The organism is Rhizobium sp. Root1203 (assembly GCF_001424945.1).
Taxonomy (GTDB): domain Bacteria; phylum Pseudomonadota; class Alphaproteobacteria; order Rhizobiales; family Rhizobiaceae; genus Rhizobium.
Map to the genome: position 1 here is coordinate 222,816 of NZ_LMCW01000012.1, position 21,321 is coordinate 244,136.

Genomic DNA, 21,321 nt, shown 5'->3' on the forward strand with positions numbered 1-21,321 from the left:
GCATGCAGGAGGCCCAATTCACCATCCGCAGCGAATTCTTTCAAGCGACCCCGAAAACGCCAAAGAAATGCTGGATATCTGCATCGACGCGATGTAACAGGGGAACCCGAAGTCGGGGGGTCATGCATTTGCCTTATTGTTTTAAGAGGTGAAGTGCAAACAACCCTGTTGGTGAGGATGGCATACCCGCTGTCCCAATGGGATACCAGGAGACGGAATTCGTTATGATGTTCAACTCTGAAAAGAAAACCCGGGCAGCCCTGTCCGTTCTGGCAGTGATGCTCGGCGCCGCAGCGGCTCCGGCGTCTTCTTTTGCCCAGGAAGCCGACGCTCCGGCTCAGGCTGCCGGTGCTCCTCGCCTCGGTTGGTACAAGACCTGCAGCAAGCAGGAAGACAATGATGTCTGCGTCGTTCAGAACGTCGTTCTGGCGGGTGGCGGCCAGCTCGTCACTGGCGTCGGCCTCATCAGCGTTGCTGGCAAGATCAACAACAAGAGCCTGCAGGTTTCGGTACCGCCGGCACGTCTGATCCCTCCGGGCATCATGATGCAGATCGATGGCGGCAAGGGCCAGAAGATCGACTACCTGATGTGCATGCCGGATCGCTGCGTTGCGCAGGTCCAGCTGACGGATGCCATGATCGCGAGCCTCAAGAAGGGCACCGACCTGGTTCTCACCTCGATCAACTTCCGCCGTGCGCCGAACCCCATCAAGATTTCGCTTGAAGGCTTTACCGGCGCGTTCGACGGCGAGGCGGTTTCTGCTTCCAAGCTCGCTGAAAGCCAGAAAAGCCTGCAGGACAGCATGCAGAAGAAGGCCGACGAAGCTCGCAAGAAGCTTGAAGACGCACAGAAGGCTGCCAAGGCTCAGTAATCTGGGGCCAGACGGAATTCATGAGAAACCCGGCCTCGCGCCGGGTTTTTTCATTGGCCTACACCCAAAGAAAAACCCCGCCGCAGCGGGGTTCATCAGTAGGGCCCGACGTTAATGGGTGAGGTTCATCTTGGGTTTGAACTGCCCCGTCGGTGCCATATCGAAAATCTGGTAGACCTGCTCGTTGCGAAGCGGGACGCCGCTTTCGTCGTTGACAAGGTTCTGCTCGGATACGTAGGCAACGTATTCATTCTCGTCATTTTCGGCGAGCAGGTGATAGAAGGGCTGGTCCTTGCTTGGGCGCACTTCGGCGGGGATAGAGTTCCACCATTCTTCCGTGTTCGCGAATTCCGGATCGACATCGAAGATGACGCCGCGAAACGGAAATACCTTGTGCCGGACCACTTCGCCGATACTGAACTTAGCTAGTCTTTCTTTCATGGTACGACTTCCTTTCATCACCCAATTTGGTGATTGGCATCGCTCAAATCAAGATTTGTGCGAGATCGCGTCACATGAATGTCACATCTGCCGGCAGCATAGATGACATCGTGCAGGCAAGAAAGCCCCGGCGCCATGGCCGGGGCTCTCCGATTTTCGTTATGCAGAATAGTACATGTCGTACTCGACCGGGTGTGGCGTCATGTCGAAGCGCATGACCTCGGCCATCTTCAGTTCGATGAACGAGTCGATCTGGTCGTCGTCGAAAACACCGCCGGCTGTAAGGAACTTGCGGTCCTTGTCGAGGCTTTCGAGTGCCTCGCGCAAGGAGCCGCAGACAGTCGGGATCTTCTTCAGTTCCTTCGGCGGCAGATCGTAGAGATCCTTGTCCATGGCCTTGCCGGGATGGATCTTGTTCTTGATGCCGTCGAGGCCAGCCATCAGCATCGCTGCGAAGGCGAGGTATGGGTTTGCCATCGGATCGGGGAAGCGGACTTCGACGCGTTTGGCCTTCGGGTTGGTGCCGAACGGAATGCGGCACGAGGCCGAGCGGTTGCGGGCCGAATAGGCGAGCAGCACGGGTGCTTCATAGCCAGGGACAAGACGCTTGTAGGAGTTCGTCGACGGGTTGGTGAAGGCGTTCAGCGCCTTGGCGTGCTTGATGATGCCGCCGATGTAGTAGAGGCACGATTCAGACAGGCCAGCGTACTCGTCGCCTGCGAAGGTTGGCTTGCCGGCCTTCCAGATCGACTGGTGAACGTGCATGCCCGAGCCGTTGTCGCCGAAAATCGGCTTCGGCATGAAGGTTGCCGTCTTGCCGTAGGCATTTGCGACCTGATGCACCACGTATTTGTAGATCTGCATCTTGTCGGCGTTGCGGACGAGCGTGTCGAACTTGATGCCGAGTTCGTGCTGGGCGGCAGCCACCTCATGGTGATGCTTTTCAACGACGACGCCCATTTCGGACAGGACCGTCAGCATTTCCGAGCGCATGTCCTGGCAGCTGTCGATTGGCGGAACCGGGAAGTAGCCGCCCTTGACGCGCGGACGGTGGCCAAGGTTGCCGGTCTCGTATTCGGTGTCGTCGTTCGATGGCAGTTCGGTCGAATCGAGCTTGAAGCCGGTGTTGTAGGGGTCGGCCTTGTAGCGGACGTCGTCAAAGATGAAGAATTCGGCTTCCGGACCGACGAACACGGTGTCGCCGATGCCTGATGCCTTGAGATAGGCTTCCGCCTTCTTCGCAGTGCCGCGCGGATCGCGGTTATATGCCTCGCCCGAGACGGGATCGAGAATGTCGCAGAGGATGACCATGGTGGACTGCGCGAAGAACGGATCCATGTGAACCGTTTCGGTGTCCGGCATCAACACCATGTCGGATTCGTTGATGGCCTTCCAGCCACCGATCGAGGAGCCGTCGAACATGACGCCATCGGCAAACATGTCTTCATCGACGCAGACGACATCCATCGTAACGTGCTGCAGCTTACCCTTGGGGTCGGTGAAGCGCAGGTCGACGAACTTCACGTCGTTGTCTTTGATTTGCTTAAGAATTTCGCTTGCGGTCGCCATTAAATAGTTCCTTTATTTGAGATGACGATACGTAGGGCTAGATGGCATCGACGCCGGTTTCGCCGGTGCGGATACGAATAACCTCTTCGATATTGGATACAAAAATCTTGCCGTCGCCAATACGGCCGGTTTGCGCGGCCTTGCGGATCGCGTCGATGACGGCTTCCGCATTTTCGTCGGCGAGGACGACTTCCACCTTAACCTTGGGCAGGAAATCGACGACGTATTCCGCGCCCCGGTACAGTTCCGTGTGGCCTTTCTGGCGACCGAAGCCCTTCGCTTCCGTGACTGTAATACCCTGCAGGCCAACTTCCTGAAGGGCTTCCTTCACTTCGTCCAGCTTGAAGGGCTTAATGATCGCTTCGATCTTTTTCATGAGAAAATGACTCTCCGCTTCTCCCGTTACAGCAGGTTCATACCCGCTCGCCGGTATGATGCAGTTATCGTGCCAGTTGGAAAGCGGAATCTTCGTGGAAATGGCCGGAACATCTGGAAAATGCTATGATTTCACGAGATTTCTGCACGGATTCAGGCTGAAATTCTGAAATTAAGGCGATGAAAGCTTCATTTCGGATCGGATTGTGGAATATTCACGTTCTCTGAATAAGCGTAGAGCCATTCATTGTGTGGGTAAAAAATATGCAAACGGCTAAAATTTAGACGCCATGTTTTTCGGAGAAGTGGTTGTTATTTAGGCTGTTTCTGGTTGAATGGGGGAATGACCGAACGTCTTTCTTCCTTGCTTCTCTCGCCCGCTGAAATGGCTGCCGTGGATGCGGCTGCAGCCGCATCCGGCATCAGCAGTTTTGCACTCATGCAGCGTGCCGGGGGAAGCGTCGCCGCAGCACTTCTTCACTATCATCCCGGCGCTGTTCGCGCGGTTGTTTTCTGCGGTCCAGGCAACAATGGCGGAGACGGCTATGTGGCAGCGCGCTGCCTGACGGAGAGCGGTGTGCGCGTTGACGTCTTCCATCTCGGCGATCCCACAACGCTGAAGGGAGACGCGGCGCAGGCGCGCTCGCTCTTCATGGTGCCGACGCTTCCGATCGAGGACTATCGCCCGGAGGCCGGGGATGTTGCGATCGATGCCCTGTTCGGGGCCGGCCTGACGCGTGCTGTTCCGCAGGCTGTCGCCAACCTCGTCAGACTCGTTGCCGACGCCGACGTCCCGGTGCTCGCCGTGGATCTGCCCTCCGGCATAGACGGACGGACGGGCAGGGTGCTGGGCGCGGCTTTTTCGGCCGAACGGACCATCACCTTCATGACAAGGAAACCGGGCCATGTGCTGTTGCCGGGCCGCGAGCTTTGCGGCGATGTGGAGGTGGCCGATATCGGCATACCGGTGCGGATCGTTCGAAGGGAGGCAGGAGGAAGGATCGCCGAGAACGGCCCTGCCCACTGGGCGCACATGGTGCAGCCGCCCGGCCGGGAAACGCACAAATACAAGCGCGGCCACTTGGTGGTGTTTTCCGGAGAAGCCGCCAAGACGGGTGCCGCGCGAATGTCGGCAATGGCCGGGCTGAAGGCGGGAGCCGGACTTGTGACGATCGCGTCGCCAAACGAAGCGGTCTCCGAAAACGCGGCCCACCTGACCGCAGTTATGCTGCACGGGATCGACAGTGAGGCCGATCTCCTCGGCTGGCTGCGCGATGAAAGGCTGCAGACCTTCGTTCTCGGGCCGGGCTTTGGGGCGGGCGCGAAGGCACGGAGTTTCGTCGCGGCGGTTCGACAGCGTCACCTTGTCCTCGATGCCGACGGGATCTCATCGTTTCGCGACGATCCGGCTGAGTTGTTCTCCCTCTTCGCCGGAGGGGAGCCCCGGCTTGTCCTGACGCCGCACGAAGGGGAATTCCACCGTCTCTTTCCCGATATTGCCGATGACGAGACGATGGGCAAGGTCGACAAGGCACAGGCGGCTGCGCTCCGCGCCAACGCTGCAATCATCTACAAGGGGGCGGATACCGTGATCGCTTCGCCGGACGGACGCGCATTGATCAACACCAATGCGCCGATCTGGCTTGCCACGGCTGGATCCGGCGACGTGCTCGCAGGCATTGTCGGAGCGTTGTTGGCGCAGGGAATTCCGGCCTTCGAGGCGGCAGCAGCCGGTGTCTACCTGCATGGCGAAGCGGGAATGCGTGCCGGAAAGGGTCTGACGGCGGAAGACCTCGTATCGTGCGTTCTACCGCCCTGACGAGGAGCCGGAGATTTCTTCCTGCAAGGCGATTGCGCCGAACGGTGCGTTGATCTTTCCTTCGTGAATCATGAAGGCGAAGACGTCGCGAGGTTCCTTGCTTACCTTCCTGCCCTTGTCGATCAAAGGCAGGTCCGCGGGCACGCCGCCTTCCGCCCATGTCTCAAGGCGTTTCCCCCATCCAGCAAGGTCGCCGGGTGGATAGCAGGTTCTGATCTCGTCGGACCCCTTCTGCAGCCGCGCATATACGAAATCCGCGGTGACATCGGCAATCATGGGGTAGTCAAAATGCTCGGCGCAGACTGGCGCCACGCCGTATTTTTCAAGCAGGGCTACAAACTCGGGGACCTTGAAAGAGTCGTGGCGCACTTCGACCACGTGCTTCAGCGGCAGGCTGTCCTGCCTGTCCGGCAGCAGCTTGAGAAAAGCCTCGAAATCATCCGGATCGAATTTCTTGGTCGGCGCGAATTGCCAGAGGATCGGCCCGAGATGAGACCCGAGCTCCGTCAACCCCTGCGTCAGGAAACGCTCCATCGATTCACCCGCTTCCGCCAGCACGCGCCGGTTGGTGACGAAGCGGCTGGCCTTCAGCGAGAAGATGAACCCTTCCGGCACATCGGCTCCCCATTTGGCAAACGTCTCCGGCTTTTGCGAACTGTAGTAGGTCCCGTTGATCTCGATGACCTTCAGCTGGCGGCTCGCATAATGCAGCTCATCCTTCTGCTTCAGGTTGCCGGGGTAGAAATGATCCCGCCACGGCTCGAAGGTCCAGCCGCCGATACCGACCCGTATGTTGCCGGATTTTGTCATTAAGTTCCTCCTCTCAGCATTATTCCGCCGCGGCGACGGCTTTCCTCACCGGACGCCGTTCCAGCAGTTCTTTGAGGAACCGGCCGGTGTAGGAGCGCTGCTCCTTGACGATCGCCTCGGGCGTACCGACTGCAACGATTTCGCCGCCGCCGTCTCCGCCTTCGGGACCGAAGTCGAGGATCCAGTCAGCCGTCTTGATGACTTCAAGGTTATGCTCGATGACCACCACGGAGTTGCCCTGATTGACGAGTTCCTGAAGCATTTCCAATAATTTGGCCACGTCATGGAAATGCAGGCCGGTCGTCGGTTCGTCCAGAATATAGAGCGTGCGGCCGGTCGAACGCTTCGACAGCTCCTTGGCAAGCTTGACGCGTTGCGCTTCGCCGCCGGAGAGCGTGTTCGCCTGCTGGCCAACCTTGATGTAGCCGAGACCGACGTCCTTCAGGGCCTGCAGCTTGTCGCGAACTGCGGGAACGGCAGCGAAGAAATCGACGCCTTCCTCGACCGTCATGTCGAGCACGTCGGCGATCGACTTCTGCTTGAAGGTGACATCCAGCGTTTCGCGGTTGTAGCGCTTGCCGTGGCAGACGTCGCAGGTGACGTAGACATCCGGCAGGAAATGCATCTCGATCTTGATGACGCCGTCCCCCTGGCATGCCTCGCAGCGTCCGCCCTTAACGTTGAAGGAGAAGCGGCCCGGCTGGTAGCCACGTGCCTTCGCTTCCGGCAGACCGGCAAACCAGTCGCGGATCGGCGTGAAGGCACCCGTGTAGGTCGCCGGGTTGGACCGCGGCGTGCGGCCGATCGGCGACTGGTCGATATCGATCACCTTGTCGATATGTTCGAAACCGTCGATGCGGTCATGATCGGCCGGGTTTTCTCGGGCACCCATGACGCGGCGGGCGGCGGATTTATAAAGCGTTTCGATAAGGAAAGTGGATTTGCCGCCGCCCGAAACGCCGGTCACGGCGGTGAATACGCCGAGCGGGATGGCCGCCGTGACATTCTTCAGGTTGTTGCCGCGTGCGCCGACCACCTTGATCTCCTTGCCCTTCTTGGGCTTGCGCCGCTCGTCGGGAACGGGAACGCCGAGCTCGCCGGAGAGATATTTGCCAGTCAGGGACTTCGGGTTTGCCATGATGTCCTGCGGCGTACCATGGGCGATCACCTGACCGCCATGGATGCCGGCCGCCGGGCCGATATCGACCACGTCGTCCGCCGACAGGATCGCATCCTCGTCATGCTCGACAACGATGACCGTGTTACCGATATCGCGAAGGTGCTTCAGTGTGTCGAGCAGCCGGGCATTGTCCCGCTGGTGCAGGCCGATCGAAGGCTCGTCGAGGACGTACAGGACGCCGGTCAGACCCGATCCGATCTGGGAGGCGAGACGAATGCGCTGGCTTTCGCCGCCGGACAGGGTTCCCGAATTGCGCGAGAGGCTGAGATAGTCGAGGCCGACGTCGTTGAGGAAGCGCAGGCGCTCGCGGATTTCCTTCAGAATACGGACGGCGATTTCGTTCTGCTTGGCGGTGAAGGTCAACGGCAGCGTTTCGAACCAGTCGCGGGCGACGCGGATCGACATCTGGGTCACCTGGCCGATCTGCAGAGTGCCGATCTTCACCGCCAGGGCTTCCGGCTTCAGGCGGAAGCCGTTGCAGGAGGGGCAGGGTGCCGCCGACATGTAGCGTTCGATTTCCTCGCGGGCCCAGGCGGAGTCGGTCTCCTTCCAGCGGCGCTCAAGATTCGTGATGATGCCTTCGAAGTTCTTGTGCGTCGTGTACGAGCGTGCGCCGTCGGCGTAGTGAAATTCGATCTTCTCGTCCGTGCCGTTGAGGATGACGTCCCGTGCCGTCTCGGAAAGATCGCTCCAGCGCGCTCCGAGCTTGAAGCCGTAGTGCTTGCCGAGGGCTTCGAGCGTCTGATTGTAATAGGGCGACGATGACTTGGCCCACGGCGCGATTGCGCCGTCGCGCAGCGTCCGCTCGGTTTCAGGCACGATGAGGTTCGCATCGATTTTCTGCTGCGCGCCAAGCCCGTCGCAAGTCGGGCAGGCGCCGGCCGGATTGTTGAAGGAGAAGAGCCGCGGTTCGATTTCCGGAATAGTGAAGCCGGAGACCGGGCAGGCGAACTTCTCCGAGAACAGGACACGCTCATGGGTTTCGTTGAGCGACTTGTTGGCAGAGCCCCCGGCCGCTGTATCCTCCGGCGGCAGCGGCTTGTCGGCGAACTCGGCAACGGCAAGGCCGTCGGCAAGCTTCAGCGACGTCTCGAGGCTGTCGGCAAGGCGCGCCGCGACGTCGGCACGCACGACGATGCGGTCGACCACGACGTCGATGTCGTGCTTGTACTTCTTGTCGAGCGTCGGGGCTTCGGCAATTTCATAGAACTGGCCGTCCACCTTGACGCGCTGGAAGCCCTTCTTCATGAGCTCCGCAAGTTCCTTCTTGTACTCGCCCTTGCGGCCGCGCACGAGCGGCGCAAGGATGTAGAGGCGCGTGCCTTCGCCGAATTCGAGAATGCGGTCGACCATCTGGCTGACAGTCTGGCTTTCGATCGGCAGGCCGGTTGCCGGCGAATAGGGGACGCCAACACGCGCGAAGAGCAGTCGCATGTAGTCGTAGATCTCGGTCACGGTGCCGACCGTGGAACGCGGATTGCGCGAGGTCGTCTTCTGCTCGATCGAGATTGCCGGCGACAGCCCGTCGATCTGATCGACGTCGGGCTTCTGCATCATCTCCAGGAATTGACGTGCATAGGCAGAAAGACTCTCGACGTAGCGGCGCTGTCCCTCCGCGTAGATCGTGTCGAACGCAAGCGAGGATTTGCCCGAACCGGACAGCCCCGTCATGACGATCAGCTTGTTGCGCGGCAGATCGAGGTCGATGCCCTTCAGATTGTGCTCACGCGCGCCGCGGATGGAAATCGTCTTCAATTCGCTCATCGTCTTCTGCTTCTGTGCTGGAACAAGCCCCTTATTTAGTGATGCCGGCGGGCGAGTCGAGGCTGAATGTCCATATGGGTGCAAGGTTTTCGATTCGGTTGACAGGATCATAGGGATAAACTAGAACAAATAAAGAACAAAATTCCTTGTGGATGAACCTGCCGTAAGCGCCCATTGCGCGGCCTCTATGGTTTATGGTGCATCGATTGTTTCAAGCGCCGCCGGGCAGGGCGGCAGGTAGGGTGAGAAGTATGGCTGGTAGCGTAAACAAGGTCATTTTGATCGGAAACGTGGGCGCAGATCCCGAAATTCGTCGTACGCAGGACGGCCGGCCGATCGCCAATCTGCGTATTGCAACGTCGGAAACCTGGCGCGACCGAAATTCCGGCGAGCGCCGCGAAAAGACGGAGTGGCACACCGTCGTGGTCTTCAACGAAGGCCTCTGCAAGGTTGTCGAGCAGTATGTGAAGAAAGGTGCCAAGCTCTATATCGAAGGCGCACTGCAGACCCGCAAGTGGCAGGATCAGCAGGGCCAGGATCGCTATTCGACGGAAGTCGTGCTGCAGGGCTTCGGCTCCACGCTGACAATGCTTGATGGCCGTGGCGAAGGCGGCGGAGCAAGCTCCGGTTCTGGCTTCGGCGGCGGCCGTAGCGGCGGCAGCGATTTCGGCGGTGGCGACGATTACGGCGCTCCATCGCAGTCGTCCGGCCGCAGTGCCGGCGGCAGTGGCGCCGGCACTGGCGGGAACTTCTCGCGCGATCTCGACGACGACATTCCGTTCTGATCGAGAGATCCGTCCGGAGGTTTTTGACGGCGCACCCTGGGTGCGCCGTTTTGATTTGTGGTGTCAGCCAGCCGGAGCCAGGTTCATGACGGACTTGACGCCATCGACCACGAATTGGGTGGCAAGGGCTGCCAGAATGACGCCGAGCAGGCGCGTCAGGATTGCACGCCCTGTAACGCCAAGGAACCGGTCGAGCCGGTCGGCGATGAGCAGCGCAAGGAACAGCAGCAGAAGGCTTACGGCGATGACGATGATCAGCTGTGCCCGTTCGAAAGAGCCCTGCATCGAACCGGATATCAAGATGGTCGCCGAAATTGCACCCGGGCCTGAGATCAACGGGATTGCCAGCGGAAAGACGGAGATATTGTGGATGTGATCGACAGTGATCGCCGTCGTGCTGGTCTTCTCCTTGCGGTCCTGCCGCTTCTCGAAGACCATTTCGAAAGCGATCCAGAAGAGCAGCAGGCCGCCGGCAATACGGAAGGCCCCGATCGAGATGCCGAGCACGCCGAGGACGCTCGCGCCGAAAAGGGCGAAAACGGCAAGAATGATAAAAGCGATGATCGTACCGCGCATGGCGACCTGCTTGCGCTGGCCGCGGCTCATGCCGACGGTCAGCCCGAGAAATATCGGTGCCAGACCCGGCGGATCGATGGTGACGAGCAGCGTCGTGAATGCATTGATGAGTTGGTCGGCGCTTGCCATCGTCTCTCCGTGAGCCCATATAGCGGCTCGGTGTCGGGCGATTGTGATGCGGGGAAATCAAATTTGCAAATGGCTCTGCCCGGATAGCGCGAATGCCGCTCCGAAAGGCTCGATTTGCCCTCGTTTGGCTGCAAAAGCCTGTTCAAAACCCCTGCCAAAATTGGCGTATCAACAGCCTTTCCGTTATAAATCTTCAAGTGATTCTAGAAGAGATCGTGATCTGTTTTGACTGAGCAAACACCCCCCGGCGGCGGGAAGCTCCCGCCAGGCATCGAGCCCATCTCCATTATGGAGGAAATGCAGCGGTCGTATCTCGATTACGCGATGAGCGTCATCGTCAGCCGCGCGCTTCCTGATGTGCGTGACGGCCTGAAGCCCGTGCATCGGCGTATCCTCTATGGCATGTCCGAGCTCGGCATCGACTGGAACAAGAAATACGTCAAATGCGCCCGCGTTACCGGGGACGTGATGGGTAAATTCCATCCGCACGGCAACTCGGCGATTTATGACGCCCTTGCCCGCATGGCGCAGGATTGGTCTCTTCGCCTCCCGCTGATCGACGGGCAGGGCAACTTCGGTTCGGTCGACGGCGATCCTCCGGCGGCCGAACGCTACACCGAATGCCGTCTGGAAAAGGCAGCGCATTCTTTGCTCGACGATCTCGACAAGGAAACGGTCGATTTTCGCGACAACTATGACGGCACGCTCTCGGAGCCTGTCGTGGTTCCCGCGAAATTCCCGAACCTTCTGGTCAACGGGGCCGGGGGTATCGCAGTCGGCATGGCGACCAACATTCCGCCACACAATTTGGTTGAAGTCGTCGACGGCTGTATCGCGCTGATTGAAAATCCTGCGATCGAACTGCCTGAGATCATGCAGATCATTCCTGGGCCCGATTTCCCGACAGGTGCCAAGATCCTCGGCCGCGCCGGCATCCGCTCGGCCTATGAGACCGGCCGCGGTTCGGTCATCATGCGCGGCGTTGCCGCCATCGAGCCGATGCGCGGCGATCGCGAACAGATCATCATCACCGAGATTCCGTTCCAGGTGAACAAGTCGACGATGATCGAGAAGATGGCCGAGCTGGTGCGGGACAAGCGCATCGAGGGCATCTCGGACCTGCGCGACGAATCCGACCGGCAGGGTTATCGCGTCGTCGTCGAGCTGAAGCGCGATGCCAATGCCGAAGTCATCCTGAACCAGCTCTACCGCTATACGCCGCTGCAGACCTCATTCGGCTGTAACATGGTGGCGCTGAACGGTGGCAAGCCGGAGCAGCTGACGCTGCTCGACATGCTGCGCGCTTTCGTGTCCTTCCGCGAGGAAGTCGTTAGCCGCCGAACAAAATTCCTGCTCCGCAAGGCACGGGAACGCGCCCACGTCTTGGTCGGCCTGGCGATTGCCGTTGCCAATATCGACGAGGTCATCCGGGTTATCCGGCAGGCTCCGGATCCGCAGACCGCGCGCGAGCAGCTGATGACGCGCCGCTGGCCGGCGTCCGACGTCGAGAGCCTGATCCGCCTGATTGATGACCCCCGTCACCGCATCAACGAGGATATGACCTACAACCTCTCGGAAGAGCAGGCACGGGCGATCCTCGAGTTGCGTCTCGCTCGTTTGACGGCGCTTGGCCGCGACGAAATCGGCGACGAACTCAACAAGATCGGCGAGGAGATCAAGGACTACCTCGACATCCTGTCATCGCGCCTGCGCATCCAGACGATCGTGAAGGACGAACTGACGGCGGTTCGCGATGAATTCGGCAGGCCGCGCAGGACCGAAATCCTCGACGGCGGCCTTGAGATGGACGATGAGGATCTCATCGCCCGCGAGGACATGGTCGTTACCGTCTCGCATCTCGGCTATATCAAGCGTGTCCCCTTGACGACCTATCGGGCCCAGCGCCGCGGCGGCAAGGGCCGCTCCGGCATGACGACACGGGATGAGGATTTCGTTAGTCAGCTATTCGTCTTGAACACGCATACGCCGGTTCTGTTCTTCTCGTCGCGCGGCATCGTCTACAAGGAGAAGGTCTATCGTCTTCCGATCGGCACGCCGACTTCACGCGGCAAGGCGCTGATCAACATGCTGCCGCTGGAACCCGGCGAACGCATCACGACGATCCTGCCGCTGCCTGAGGACGAAGACAGCTGGGATACGCTCGACGTCATGTTCTCGACGACGCGCGGCACGGTCCGCCGCAATAAGCTGTCAGACTTCGTCCAGGTCAACCGAAACGGGAAGATCGCGATGAAGCTCGAGGAGGAGGGCGATGAAATCCTTTCTGTCGAGACCTGCACCGAACATGACGACGTCCTCCTGACGACGGCGCTCGGTCAGTGCATCCGCTTTGCCGTCGATGACGTGCGTGTTTTCGCCGGCCGTAATTCGATCGGCGTGCGCGGTATCAACCTCGGGGACAACGACCGGATCATCTCGATGACGATCGTTGGCCATGTCGATGCAGAACCGTGGGAGCGTGCGGCCTACCTGAAGCGCACGGCGACTGAACGGCGCCTGGCGACAGGCGACGCTGAGGAAATTTCTCTGGTTGGTGAGGAAGTGACCGAGGAAGGGCAGCTCAGCGACGAGCGCTACGAGGAACTGAAGGCGCGCGAACAGTTCGTACTGACAGTCTCCGAGAAGGGCTACGGCAAACGCTCGTCTTCCTACGACTTCCGGATCTCCGGTCGAGGCGGCAAGGGAATTCGTGCTACCGACACGTCGAAAACCGGCGAAATCGGTGAGCTTGTGGCGGCGTTCCCTGTCGACGACGGTGACCAGATCATGCTGGTTTCCGATGGCGGACAGCTGATCCGCGTGCCGGTCGGCGGCATCCGCATTGCCAGCCGCGCAACGAAGGGCGTTACCATCTTCTCGACGGCCAAGGATGAGAAGGTCGTCTCCGTCGAACGCATCAGCGAGCCGGAGGACGACGTCGAAGACGTCGTGGAGAACGGCGACGACACGGCGGCGAATGGCGATGTCGTCACGCCTGCCGCTGGTGACGAGGCTCCCGAAACGGAAGCGTGATCCGGCTCGGGGTAGACGGTGTCCCCGAGCCCTGACTGAGCAATGACAGCGAACCAGCCTGGGCCATATCCGATGGATTGATCCAGGCTTTTTTGTGCGCTGGGGCAGGGAAAGTACCCTGGTGCAATTTGTCTTGAGCGCGGCGGCCATCCCGTATCATGCGGGGCTGCGATCCGCCGAGCGAAAACATGAGGCGGGACTTGGAGGAATAGGTTTGTGTCCACCCTGAATCTCGAAGAAATCTTGAGCGAGCTCCGTGCACGGGAGCCAATTTTTTATCGTCGGCAGTTCGGGACCAGCCGGGAAGACCTTCTCCGAATGACCGCCGACGATTTCTGGGAGATCGGCGCGAGCGGCAAGATATATGAGCGCGAGTTTGTTATCGCCAATCTTCTGGAGCGCTACAAATCGCCAGAGCCGGACGATTGGACCTGCGAGGAATTCTCTGTGCGCCAAATCGCCGAGGACCTCTACCAACTCAACTATGTCCTGCGTCAGCCCGAGCGCCTCACACGCAGAACGACACTCTGGCGTCAGGAAGGTGGAGGGTGAAGGATCCAATTCCATCAAGGCACTGACATAGCCTAAGATTGGTGCCCCAACGGCACACACGCGCGCGCTGTCCGTCACTGCCGGTGGCGTGTGGTCAACCGGCATGGGATCGAAAAGCCAATCGGCAACCTTCCTGTTTGCGCAGACGTGAGCGCCAGGATGCCTCCTCCCTAGGCAGACAGCTCTGCGAACGCTGGTTGTGATCGAACGCTGGTTGTGATCGCCTTCGCATCAACAGCATCCCATCAGAAAGGCCGTATCGTTTCCGATACGGCCTCTTGAAGTCACTTGGCAATTCCCGTCCGCTTACCGGGCTTCCTCAGTTCAGGCGACCCGCCGCATGCGCGAGCATCGTGTAGACCTTCCCGGTGTCCGATGTGAGGTAGGATTGGGTGATCGTTTTGTCCTGGTCCGTACGAGCGACGTCGGCAAGCAGCTTTTCGAAGTCGGCGATATATCGACTGACGGCGGTGCGGAATTCCGGCTCGCGATCGTACTTGTGCTTGATCTCGTCGAAAGTCTGCTGGCCCTTCAGCGTGTAGAGCCTGCGTGTGAAGACATCGCGTTCGCCGCGCTGATACCGACGCCACAAGTCTACGGACGCGTCGTGATCGATTGCACGGGCAATATCGACGGAGAGCGAGTTCAGGGATTCGACGACGTGGCGCGGATTGCGACTGTCGGTGCCGCGCTGCGCAGCGGGAGCAGGAGCCGCAGCAGATGTCTCGGCCCGCGGCGCGGGTTGACGCGCAGGAGCTTCTTCCGCAGCTTCATCACGCGAAGCGCCACGCAGCAGGTCGCTGATCCATCCGCCGGAGGCCTGCGTCGTGGCAGGAGCAACGGCCTGCGGGCGCTGCTGTGCTGCGGGGACTGAAGCAGGCGGCGTCAGCGTTCCACGCAGGCCGAAACCTTCGATCGCCGCTGTGGGGATCGAGGTGGCGGCCGGCGCCGGCGCCGGTGCCACGACAGGTGCCGGTTGTGGTGCGATGGTCGCCTGAGCTGGACGCGGGGCAGGCTGGGCCTGCGTTGCAGGTTCGGAAACTTCCAGATGCTGTGTGGAGCGACCGACGATGTGGGAAATATCCTGCAGCGCCTTGATCTGTTCCGAAACGGCGCGACGCATCGCGGCAGCGCTTTCCTTTGCTTCTTCCGGAAGATCGAATGCGCCGCGCTTCAATTCGCTGCGGGTCATGTCGAGTTCCTTGCGGATATCGCCGGCAGAGCGGCGAATTTCCTCGGTAGCCCCGGAGAAGCGCGACACGGCTTCATCGACCGCCTCGCGCAGCGATTCACGCAGCTGCTGTGCTGCGCCATCCGATACGCGACCGGCTTCGCCGAACATGCGCTCGACATCCGAAAGGGACGCCGTCAGGCCACCGCGAAGGCGATTTGCAAGGTCGCCGGAGCGACGCTCCGCGTTACTGAAGGTGCTGTCGATCGTCGTATTGGCATCTTCGCTTGCCTTCGCGACGGCGCTGCGCATCGTCTCGGCGGCTTCGGTCGCGCGCTTTTCCGCTTCCGAGAGGGTGGTTCCGATATCGGCGAAAGAGGACTGGATACCCTGTCGCAGGTTGCCGCTGATCTGGCTCGAGCGCTGCTCGGCGCGATCGAAGGCGGATTCGACCATGCCGCCAAGCGCCCGCATCGTCTTTTCGATTTCCTCCGAGCGCTGGACCAGACCGACTGAGAGGTTCTGCAGTGCGGATTCGCGGTCTTCCAGCGTCGAGACGAGGTTGGACTGTGCCGCCGCGAGCAGGCCTGATGCCTGACCGAGCACCTTCGAGTGTTCGTCGAAGCGGCCGATGATGCTGCCGACCTGAGCGAGCGTCTGGCCCGATATATCTGACAGACGATCCACCTTACCTTCGAGAAGGCGGGTCGACGCCGATACCATGTCCGCGGCCTTGGATGCGGATTCGGTGAATCGAGAGGTCGTGTCGCCGAGACGGCCATCGACGGCCGTCAGATCCTCTGCGGCGCGGCTCATCATCTGGCCCATTGCAGCGCTGTTGTCGGACAAGCGTTCGATCAGTCTGTTGACGTTGGACAACAGGCTGTTCTCCATCGCGTCCACCGCGGAGGCGGCGCGCTCCGTGCGGGCTGCGATCGCATCGATCAATGCCGCATTCTCTGTTCGCAGGAGCTCGGCGCTCTGCTGGGTTGCGGCAACGATCTGGGAAGCCGCCTCCTTGCCGGTCTCGGCGTAGCGGTCGATCAACGGGCGGGCGGTTTCATCGATGATCCGCGACAGCTCCGAGGAACGTCCGGCGAGCATCGAGTTGAGCTCGCGGGTGCGATCGTCAAGCGAGGCGCGGATGGAATTTCCACGCGCTTCGAGTGCACGGTCGACCTCTGCCATGGTGGAAGCGATTTCCTGGCTGGCGGTTGAGATGGTCGTCCGAATATCCGTGCCGTGGCTCTCGAACGTTGCCTGCGCGTCGCTCAGGGCATGGGAGATGGCACCGACCTGGCCACTGACGAGCGTCTCGGCTTCAGCGACCTTGTTGATGATCGCGTTCCCGGCCTCAGAGAAGGTTTGCGCAACCGCTGCTGCCTGACCGGCAAGCCGGTTCTGCGCTTCGGAGACGCGGCTGACGATCTGCTCGGAGCGCGCCTCCATCGTGCGTGCGAATTCACTGCTTCTTGAATCGAGCCCTTCGGCGAACTGCTGACCGGTCTGGCTGAGGCTGGCGGCGGCACGCATCGCTTCCTCGTCCATGCCTTGGGTCGTGTCGGCAACCGCGCTGCGAAGCGATGCGGCGAGCCCTGCTGCCTTGCCCTCGATGGTGCGGTTGACGGCGTCCAGGCCGAGGGTCAGCGCGCGGTCCATTGTCGACAGACGCTCGTCGAGATGGGTGGTGCCGCGATCCAATGCGTCGCCGATGCTTGTCGTGCGGGCATCGAGCCCAGCCGTGAGATTAGCGGCGCGGTTGTCGATCTCGGTAGCCAGATTGCGCGCCCGGCCATCGATCGTCTCCGCGAGTTTGGAAACACTGCTGTCGAGTGCTGCCGCGATACGGCCAGTTGCTTCGTCGCCGAGCATGCCGAGACGGGAGACACCGCCGGAGAGCGTTGCGGAGAGTCGCTCGCCCGCAGCGTCGACTTCCAGCGCTACGCCGCCGACGCCATCGCGAATGCGGTTCTCGAGTGTCGCCAGGCCAGCCTCCACGCGCGAGCCCGTCTCGGCGAAGCGACCGGTCATGCTGTCGATCGAATGGTCGAGATGGGAGGCGAAGCTCTCGGTGGAGCGCGAAATCTCGCTTGCCGCATCCTGGAAGCGGCCCGCAATGTGGCCTGTACTGTCGCGAAGGCGTTCCTCCAGCGCCTGTGCGCTGGTGTCGATCGTCGAGCGCAGGGACGCTTCTCGGTCCTCGAGCGTCATTTCGAGCATGCTGACGCTGGTGGCGAACGATGCCCCGATTGTCGTCGCCTGTTCGGCCAGCGTGTCGCTGACCTGGGCATTCGCCTCGTTGAGCGTCAGGGCGATCGCCTGCGTGCGGTCGTCGAGCGTTGCGCGTATGCGATCGTGAGCAGAGCCCAGCCCGTCTTCTATGCGCGCAGCGACATGGCCCGTCAGAGCTTCGAAGCGATCCGCCGCAGCGGCAAGGCCACCCTCGATACGGTGAGCGGCAGCGCCTGTCACGAGGTCGATGCGGTCGGTCCCGCTCGTGAGCGTGCCGGTGAGGGCGGACGCATGATCGGTCAATGCGCGATCGAGGCGGTCCTGGTTTTCGGCGTAGGCATCGCGGATTTCCTGAGCCTTGTCGGTGAATGCGCCGGCAACGCGCGCTTCGGCACCCGCGACGGAATCGAGCAATGCGTTGGTGCGGGCTTCGAGCGCTTCGTCGAAGCTGTTTTGGCTGTCACTGAAGGAGATTGCCAGCGACATCGCCTTCTCGGCAAGAGTGTCCGCCAGACGATCGTGGACCGTAGCGATTGAATTGGTGATCGAATTTGCGCGATGGGCGAGCGTATCGTCGATCCGATTATGCCCTTCGCTGAGAGAGGCCGCCAACGCGGCGGCACGCTGGTCGAGCGCATGCGCGATACGGTCGTGTCCGCTGGTCAGGGAGCTTGAAATGCTGTCCGCGTGGTGGCCGAGGGTGTCCTCCAGACGGGAATGACCCTCGTTGAGAGAGATGGCAAGCGCCATCGCCCTCTCGTCGAGCGCATCGGCGAGCTTTTCCTGGCTGCTTGCCAGGGAGCCTGTCATCGCCGCTGCGTGTTGGCCCAGCGTGTCTGCCAGCCTGCTCTGGCTCTCCTCGAGCGAAATGGCCAGCGTCATCGCCTTTTCGTCAAGCGTTTCCGCAAGACGGTCGTGGCCCGCTCCGATCGAATTGGCAATCGCATCGACGCGGTTTCCGAGCGTTTCTTCGAAACGGCTCTGGCTTTCGTTCAAGGAGATGGCCAAAGCCATTGCCTTGTCGTCCAGAGTATCCGCCAGTCGCTCGTGACTGCCGGTGACGGCTCCGATAATCGCTTCCGACCGGCTTGCCAACGTGTTCTCAAATCGGCTGTGATTGTCCGACAGCGCATCCACGAGGGCTCCGCTGCGTGCCGACATGACGCCGTCAATTCGCTCGTGGGCGGAGTCGAGCGCATGCGTGATGTCTTCCGCCCGCTTCGAGATCATCATGTTCAGATCGTCGGCGCGACCGAAGGCGGAAGTGATCTGCTCCGTACCTGCGGAAACGGCCGTGCTCAAATCCGAAGTTGCCGACAGTAGCGTATCGCGGAATTCGGCAGAGCGGGCCGATAGATTGTTGTGCAGGTCGGACGTGCCGGAGGCCAGCGCCAGCGAGATTTCGGAGGTTGCGTGGGCGAGTGCGGAGGTCATCTCCGTCGTGCGGGCACCGATGGCGCCGGCGACTTCCTCGACCTTGCTGGAAAGGCTGCTCTCGAGGACCTCGTGGCCCGTAGACAGAGCCGTGGTCAGCGCGAAAGACTGATCGGTCAGCGAAGCGCCTATGCGCTCAATGCTCGAGCTCAGAATGCCGTTCAGCGAGTCAGATCCACCGGTCAACGTGTCGTTGATCCGATTGAGGCTTTCCATCAGCTTGCTGTCGAGCGACCCGGCACGCTTGTCAAAGGCACTGGTGAATTCTGCGACGCGGTCATCGAACGAGGTGGAGAGTTGCGCGACGGTTGCCTGAAGCCTTTCGTCGAAGAAGCCCGAGCGCAGGTCGAGATCCATGATCGTGTCATCCACGCTCGCCTGGAGGCTCTGCCGAAATGTCGTGCCGCGTTCATCGAGGGCGTTATTGAGCTTGGCCAGTACGTCGTCCAGCGTGGTGCCGATGGTGCGTTCGCCACCGGTCAGACTCTCATTGATATCGCGGGTGCGCGCGATCAGGATTTCGTTCAGCTGGCGCGCGCGATCATTCAGGGCCGAATTCAGCTTCTCGGCGTTGCTGTCCATGGTGGACGCGCGAGTCTCGAACTGGCTCAGGATCTGGTCGCCGCGATCGCTGAGGGTGGACGTCAGCGAATCCAGCCGTGTATCGAACTCGTTCGTCAACGCGAATCCGGAAGAGGTCAATGTCTGGAGGAGCGAGTCGGTCTTGGCAGCGAGGAGCGTTCCCAGTGACTGGATGGCGGATTCCGACTTTTCGGTAATCGTCGCGGCGCGCGTGTCGATCATCGAGGCGAACGCTTCGCCTGAGGTCGCGAGGCGAACGGAAATTTCTTCGGTTGCGAGGGACAGGTCTTCGCGAAGCTGATCGTGGACGCCGACGATCGAGGTACGAATGCGTTCGGCGTGGTTGACGATGGCCTCGCGTTCCGAGCCCAGTTCGTGGACGAGACCGCGGACCCTCAGTTCGTTGTCGGCGTAGCTGCGTTCGAGCGCGTTGACCTCGGAGTGGACAAGCGTCTCGAGTTCGGAGGCGCGTGCGATCGTGCGCTCGATGCCTTCGTTCATGGCCGACACCTCACGGCGAACGGCCTGTCCGACGGTCATGATGCGCTCGGAGGCGATGGTCTCCGGTTCAGACAGACGAAGGGCCACTTCCGCCATGGAGCGCGCAGCATTGCGCATGTCCTGAGCGCGCGACATCATGATCGCGAATGCGTAGAAAAGGAGTACGGGAACGATGATGCCGACCATACCCGCGATCACGCCGGGTAGCGCAACCAGATCGGCGAACGAGCGAATCTGCCAGATCTGCGGAGAATAGAGCAGAGCCATCAGGCCGAGGCCGCCGACAATCCAAAGAAGCGAAACGACGGTCGCGTTGCGGATCGCGGGGCGGGTCGAGCCGCCGTCCAGTGATTTCAGCAGCGAGGCCGGGGTCACCCGGTTGGCATCGTTGGCAGCGAAGGCGGGCGCACGCGATCCCTGTTCGGGGGGGCGGGGCGGTGCAGCACTGCCGCGCCGGCGCGGTTTTTCATCCTGGCTCTGCTGATTGCGCGTGCTTGGCTTTTCGGACACTGGTGCCTCCGGGGCGTCGGGCTTTTTACCTACAAGAGACGGCGTATTATCGTCCTCGAAGTCGATCTGAAGGGCCTCGTCCAATGCCTTGAACGCCTTGTCCTCGATCGATTCGTTGTACTTGTTATTCGCCATTCCGTTACGCCTCGTTACATCTCAGCCGGTTCAACACGCATCCAGGCTTCCGCCAAGCCTGGATCAAACCTTCGCCTCTGAGCTTATCCGACCAGCTACAGCGCGCCGATAAGCATATCATTTCAGAGTGGATAGCTGCTTTTTCATACAGACGGTATCAAAACACTACCATTATCCACTTGGCGAGCAAAGGTATCTGCCACAGAGCTCGCCCAGTCGTACCGTAGTGACACATCCGGGCCTGCTAGACAATTAATGGCTTAGGTCAAATCACCAGATATTAACGGTTGATTAACACTCATTGCCGAGGCGCGGGCCTTAAAAACCAAGGCTTTAGGAATGTTTAACGGATGTTAACCATAACGCGAGAAATCCGCCCTGAATGCGCCCGAATTTAACGCGATTGCCACTGCGCCCCCGCACCATCAATCCAATTGCGGGATTACGACGGAGAAATGGCATGGCAGCAGTCAGTATTGCGTTCGCGGCGCCCGATAATTGCAAGGGACCAGCCCCTTCGCAACAGCGGCCAGTCGATCTTGTTCACCTTGCAAACCAGACGATGGGCGACAAGACGCTGGAGCTGGAGGTCCTGCAAATGTTTGCCCGGCAGGCGCGCGCTTGTCTTCACGACATATCCTCGGGCGATCTGAAAGCCGTGGCGTCGGCTGCCCATCGGCTCAAAGGCGCGGCCAGCGCCGTGGGTGCATTCCGGGTGTCGCGGGCCGCCGAAGCGCTTGAGGGCAATTGCGGCGACGCAGCCAACATGGCGGCGGTGGGTGTCGCCGTCATCGAGGCTGAAAATTTCATCCTGAAACTCTGCCGCTGATCGCCTCTGTTGCTGGCGGATG

13 protein-coding genes are annotated in these 21,321 nt (G+C 60.6%); 6 read left to right on the forward strand and 7 right to left on the reverse strand.

What is annotated here, in order from left to right; genetic code table 11:
* The first annotated feature begins 224 nt into the window (after positions 1-224).
* The gene (locus tag ASC97_RS11630) at positions 225-872 is read left to right on the forward strand and encodes an invasion associated locus B family protein (protein ID WP_057469325.1); all 648 of its coding nucleotides are present in this window, start codon (positions 225-227) and stop codon (positions 870-872) included.
* Positions 873-983: 111 nt separating this feature from the next.
* Here the strand turns inward: ASC97_RS11630 and hspQ are convergent, their stop codons facing one another.
* The 3 genes from hspQ to ASC97_RS11645 form a co-directional block, all read right to left on the reverse strand.
* Positions 984-1,313: a heat shock protein HspQ gene (gene hspQ, locus ASC97_RS11635; RefSeq protein ID WP_037061240.1), complete on the reverse strand. Its 330-nt coding sequence runs from the start codon at positions 1,311-1,313 to the stop codon at positions 984-986.
* Positions 1,314-1,472: 159 nt separating this feature from the next.
* Positions 1,473-2,882 carry a type I glutamate--ammonia ligase gene (glnA, locus tag ASC97_RS11640; RefSeq protein WP_057468507.1) on the reverse strand — a complete coding sequence of 470 codons (1,410 nt, stop codon included), beginning with the start codon at positions 2,880-2,882 and terminating at the stop codon, positions 1,473-1,475.
* A 37-nt stretch (positions 2,883-2,919) separates the two neighbouring features.
* A complete protein-coding gene (locus ASC97_RS11645) occupies positions 2,920-3,258 on the reverse strand; it encodes a P-II family nitrogen regulator (protein WP_018900556.1) in 339 nt (112 codons plus the stop codon).
* Positions 3,259-3,600: 342 nt separating this feature from the next.
* Between ASC97_RS11645 and ASC97_RS11650 the strand changes: the two genes are divergently transcribed.
* Entirely contained in the window at positions 3,601-5,076 is a 1,476-nt protein-coding gene (locus ASC97_RS11650; RefSeq protein WP_057468508.1) for a bifunctional ADP-dependent NAD(P)H-hydrate dehydratase/NAD(P)H-hydrate epimerase, read from the forward strand.
* Here the strand turns inward: ASC97_RS11650 and ASC97_RS11655 are convergent.
* Together ASC97_RS11655 and uvrA are read right to left on the reverse strand one after the other, a co-directional pair.
* Positions 5,065-5,886 carry a DUF72 domain-containing protein gene (locus tag ASC97_RS11655; RefSeq protein ID WP_057468509.1) on the reverse strand — a complete coding sequence of 274 codons (822 nt, stop codon included), beginning with the start codon at positions 5,884-5,886 and terminating at the stop codon, positions 5,065-5,067. The two genes, ASC97_RS11650 and ASC97_RS11655, sit on opposite strands and share 12 nt — an antisense overlap.
* A gap of 19 nt (positions 5,887-5,905) precedes the next feature.
* Positions 5,906-8,830 carry an excinuclease ABC subunit UvrA gene (gene uvrA, locus ASC97_RS11660; protein WP_057468510.1) on the reverse strand — a complete coding sequence of 975 codons (2,925 nt, stop codon included), beginning with the start codon at positions 8,828-8,830 and terminating at the stop codon, positions 5,906-5,908.
* 251 nt (positions 8,831-9,081) lie between these two features.
* Here uvrA and ASC97_RS11665 point away from each other — a divergent pair, with 251 nt between their 5' ends.
* Positions 9,082-9,615, forward strand: a complete 534-nt coding sequence (locus ASC97_RS11665; RefSeq protein WP_057468511.1) for a single-stranded DNA-binding protein — start codon at positions 9,082-9,084, stop codon at positions 9,613-9,615.
* Positions 9,616-9,678: 63 nt separating this feature from the next.
* Here ASC97_RS11665 and ASC97_RS11670 read toward each other — a convergent pair whose 3' ends face one another.
* Entirely contained in the window at positions 9,679-10,320 is a 642-nt protein-coding gene (locus tag ASC97_RS11670; RefSeq protein ID WP_057468512.1) for a MarC family protein, read from the reverse strand.
* A 225-nt stretch (positions 10,321-10,545) separates the two neighbouring features.
* Between ASC97_RS11670 and gyrA the strand changes: the two genes are divergently transcribed.
* Both gyrA and ASC97_RS11680 read left to right on the forward strand, forming a co-directional pair.
* Complete coding sequence (gyrA, locus tag ASC97_RS11675; protein WP_057468513.1) at positions 10,546-13,353, forward strand: DNA gyrase subunit A; 2,808 nt, start codon at positions 10,546-10,548, stop codon at positions 13,351-13,353.
* A gap of 216 nt (positions 13,354-13,569) precedes the next feature.
* The gene (locus tag ASC97_RS11680) at positions 13,570-13,905 is read left to right on the forward strand and encodes a DUF4440 domain-containing protein (protein ID WP_082529976.1); all 336 of its coding nucleotides are present in this window, start codon (positions 13,570-13,572) and stop codon (positions 13,903-13,905) included.
* Between the two features lie 319 nt (positions 13,906-14,224).
* On the opposite strand, the gene ASC97_RS11685 is transcribed toward ASC97_RS11680, so the two are convergent.
* Complete coding sequence (locus ASC97_RS11685; RefSeq protein WP_057468514.1) at positions 14,225-20,470, reverse strand: hypothetical protein; 6,246 nt, start codon at positions 20,468-20,470, stop codon at positions 14,225-14,227.
* A gap of 460 nt (positions 20,471-20,930) precedes the next feature.
* Here ASC97_RS11685 and ASC97_RS11690 point away from each other — a divergent pair, with 460 nt between their 5' ends.
* A complete protein-coding gene (locus tag ASC97_RS11690; protein ID WP_057468515.1) occupies positions 20,931-21,299 on the forward strand; it encodes an Hpt domain-containing protein in 369 nt (122 codons plus the stop codon).
* The last annotated feature ends 22 nt before the right edge of the window (positions 21,300-21,321 follow it).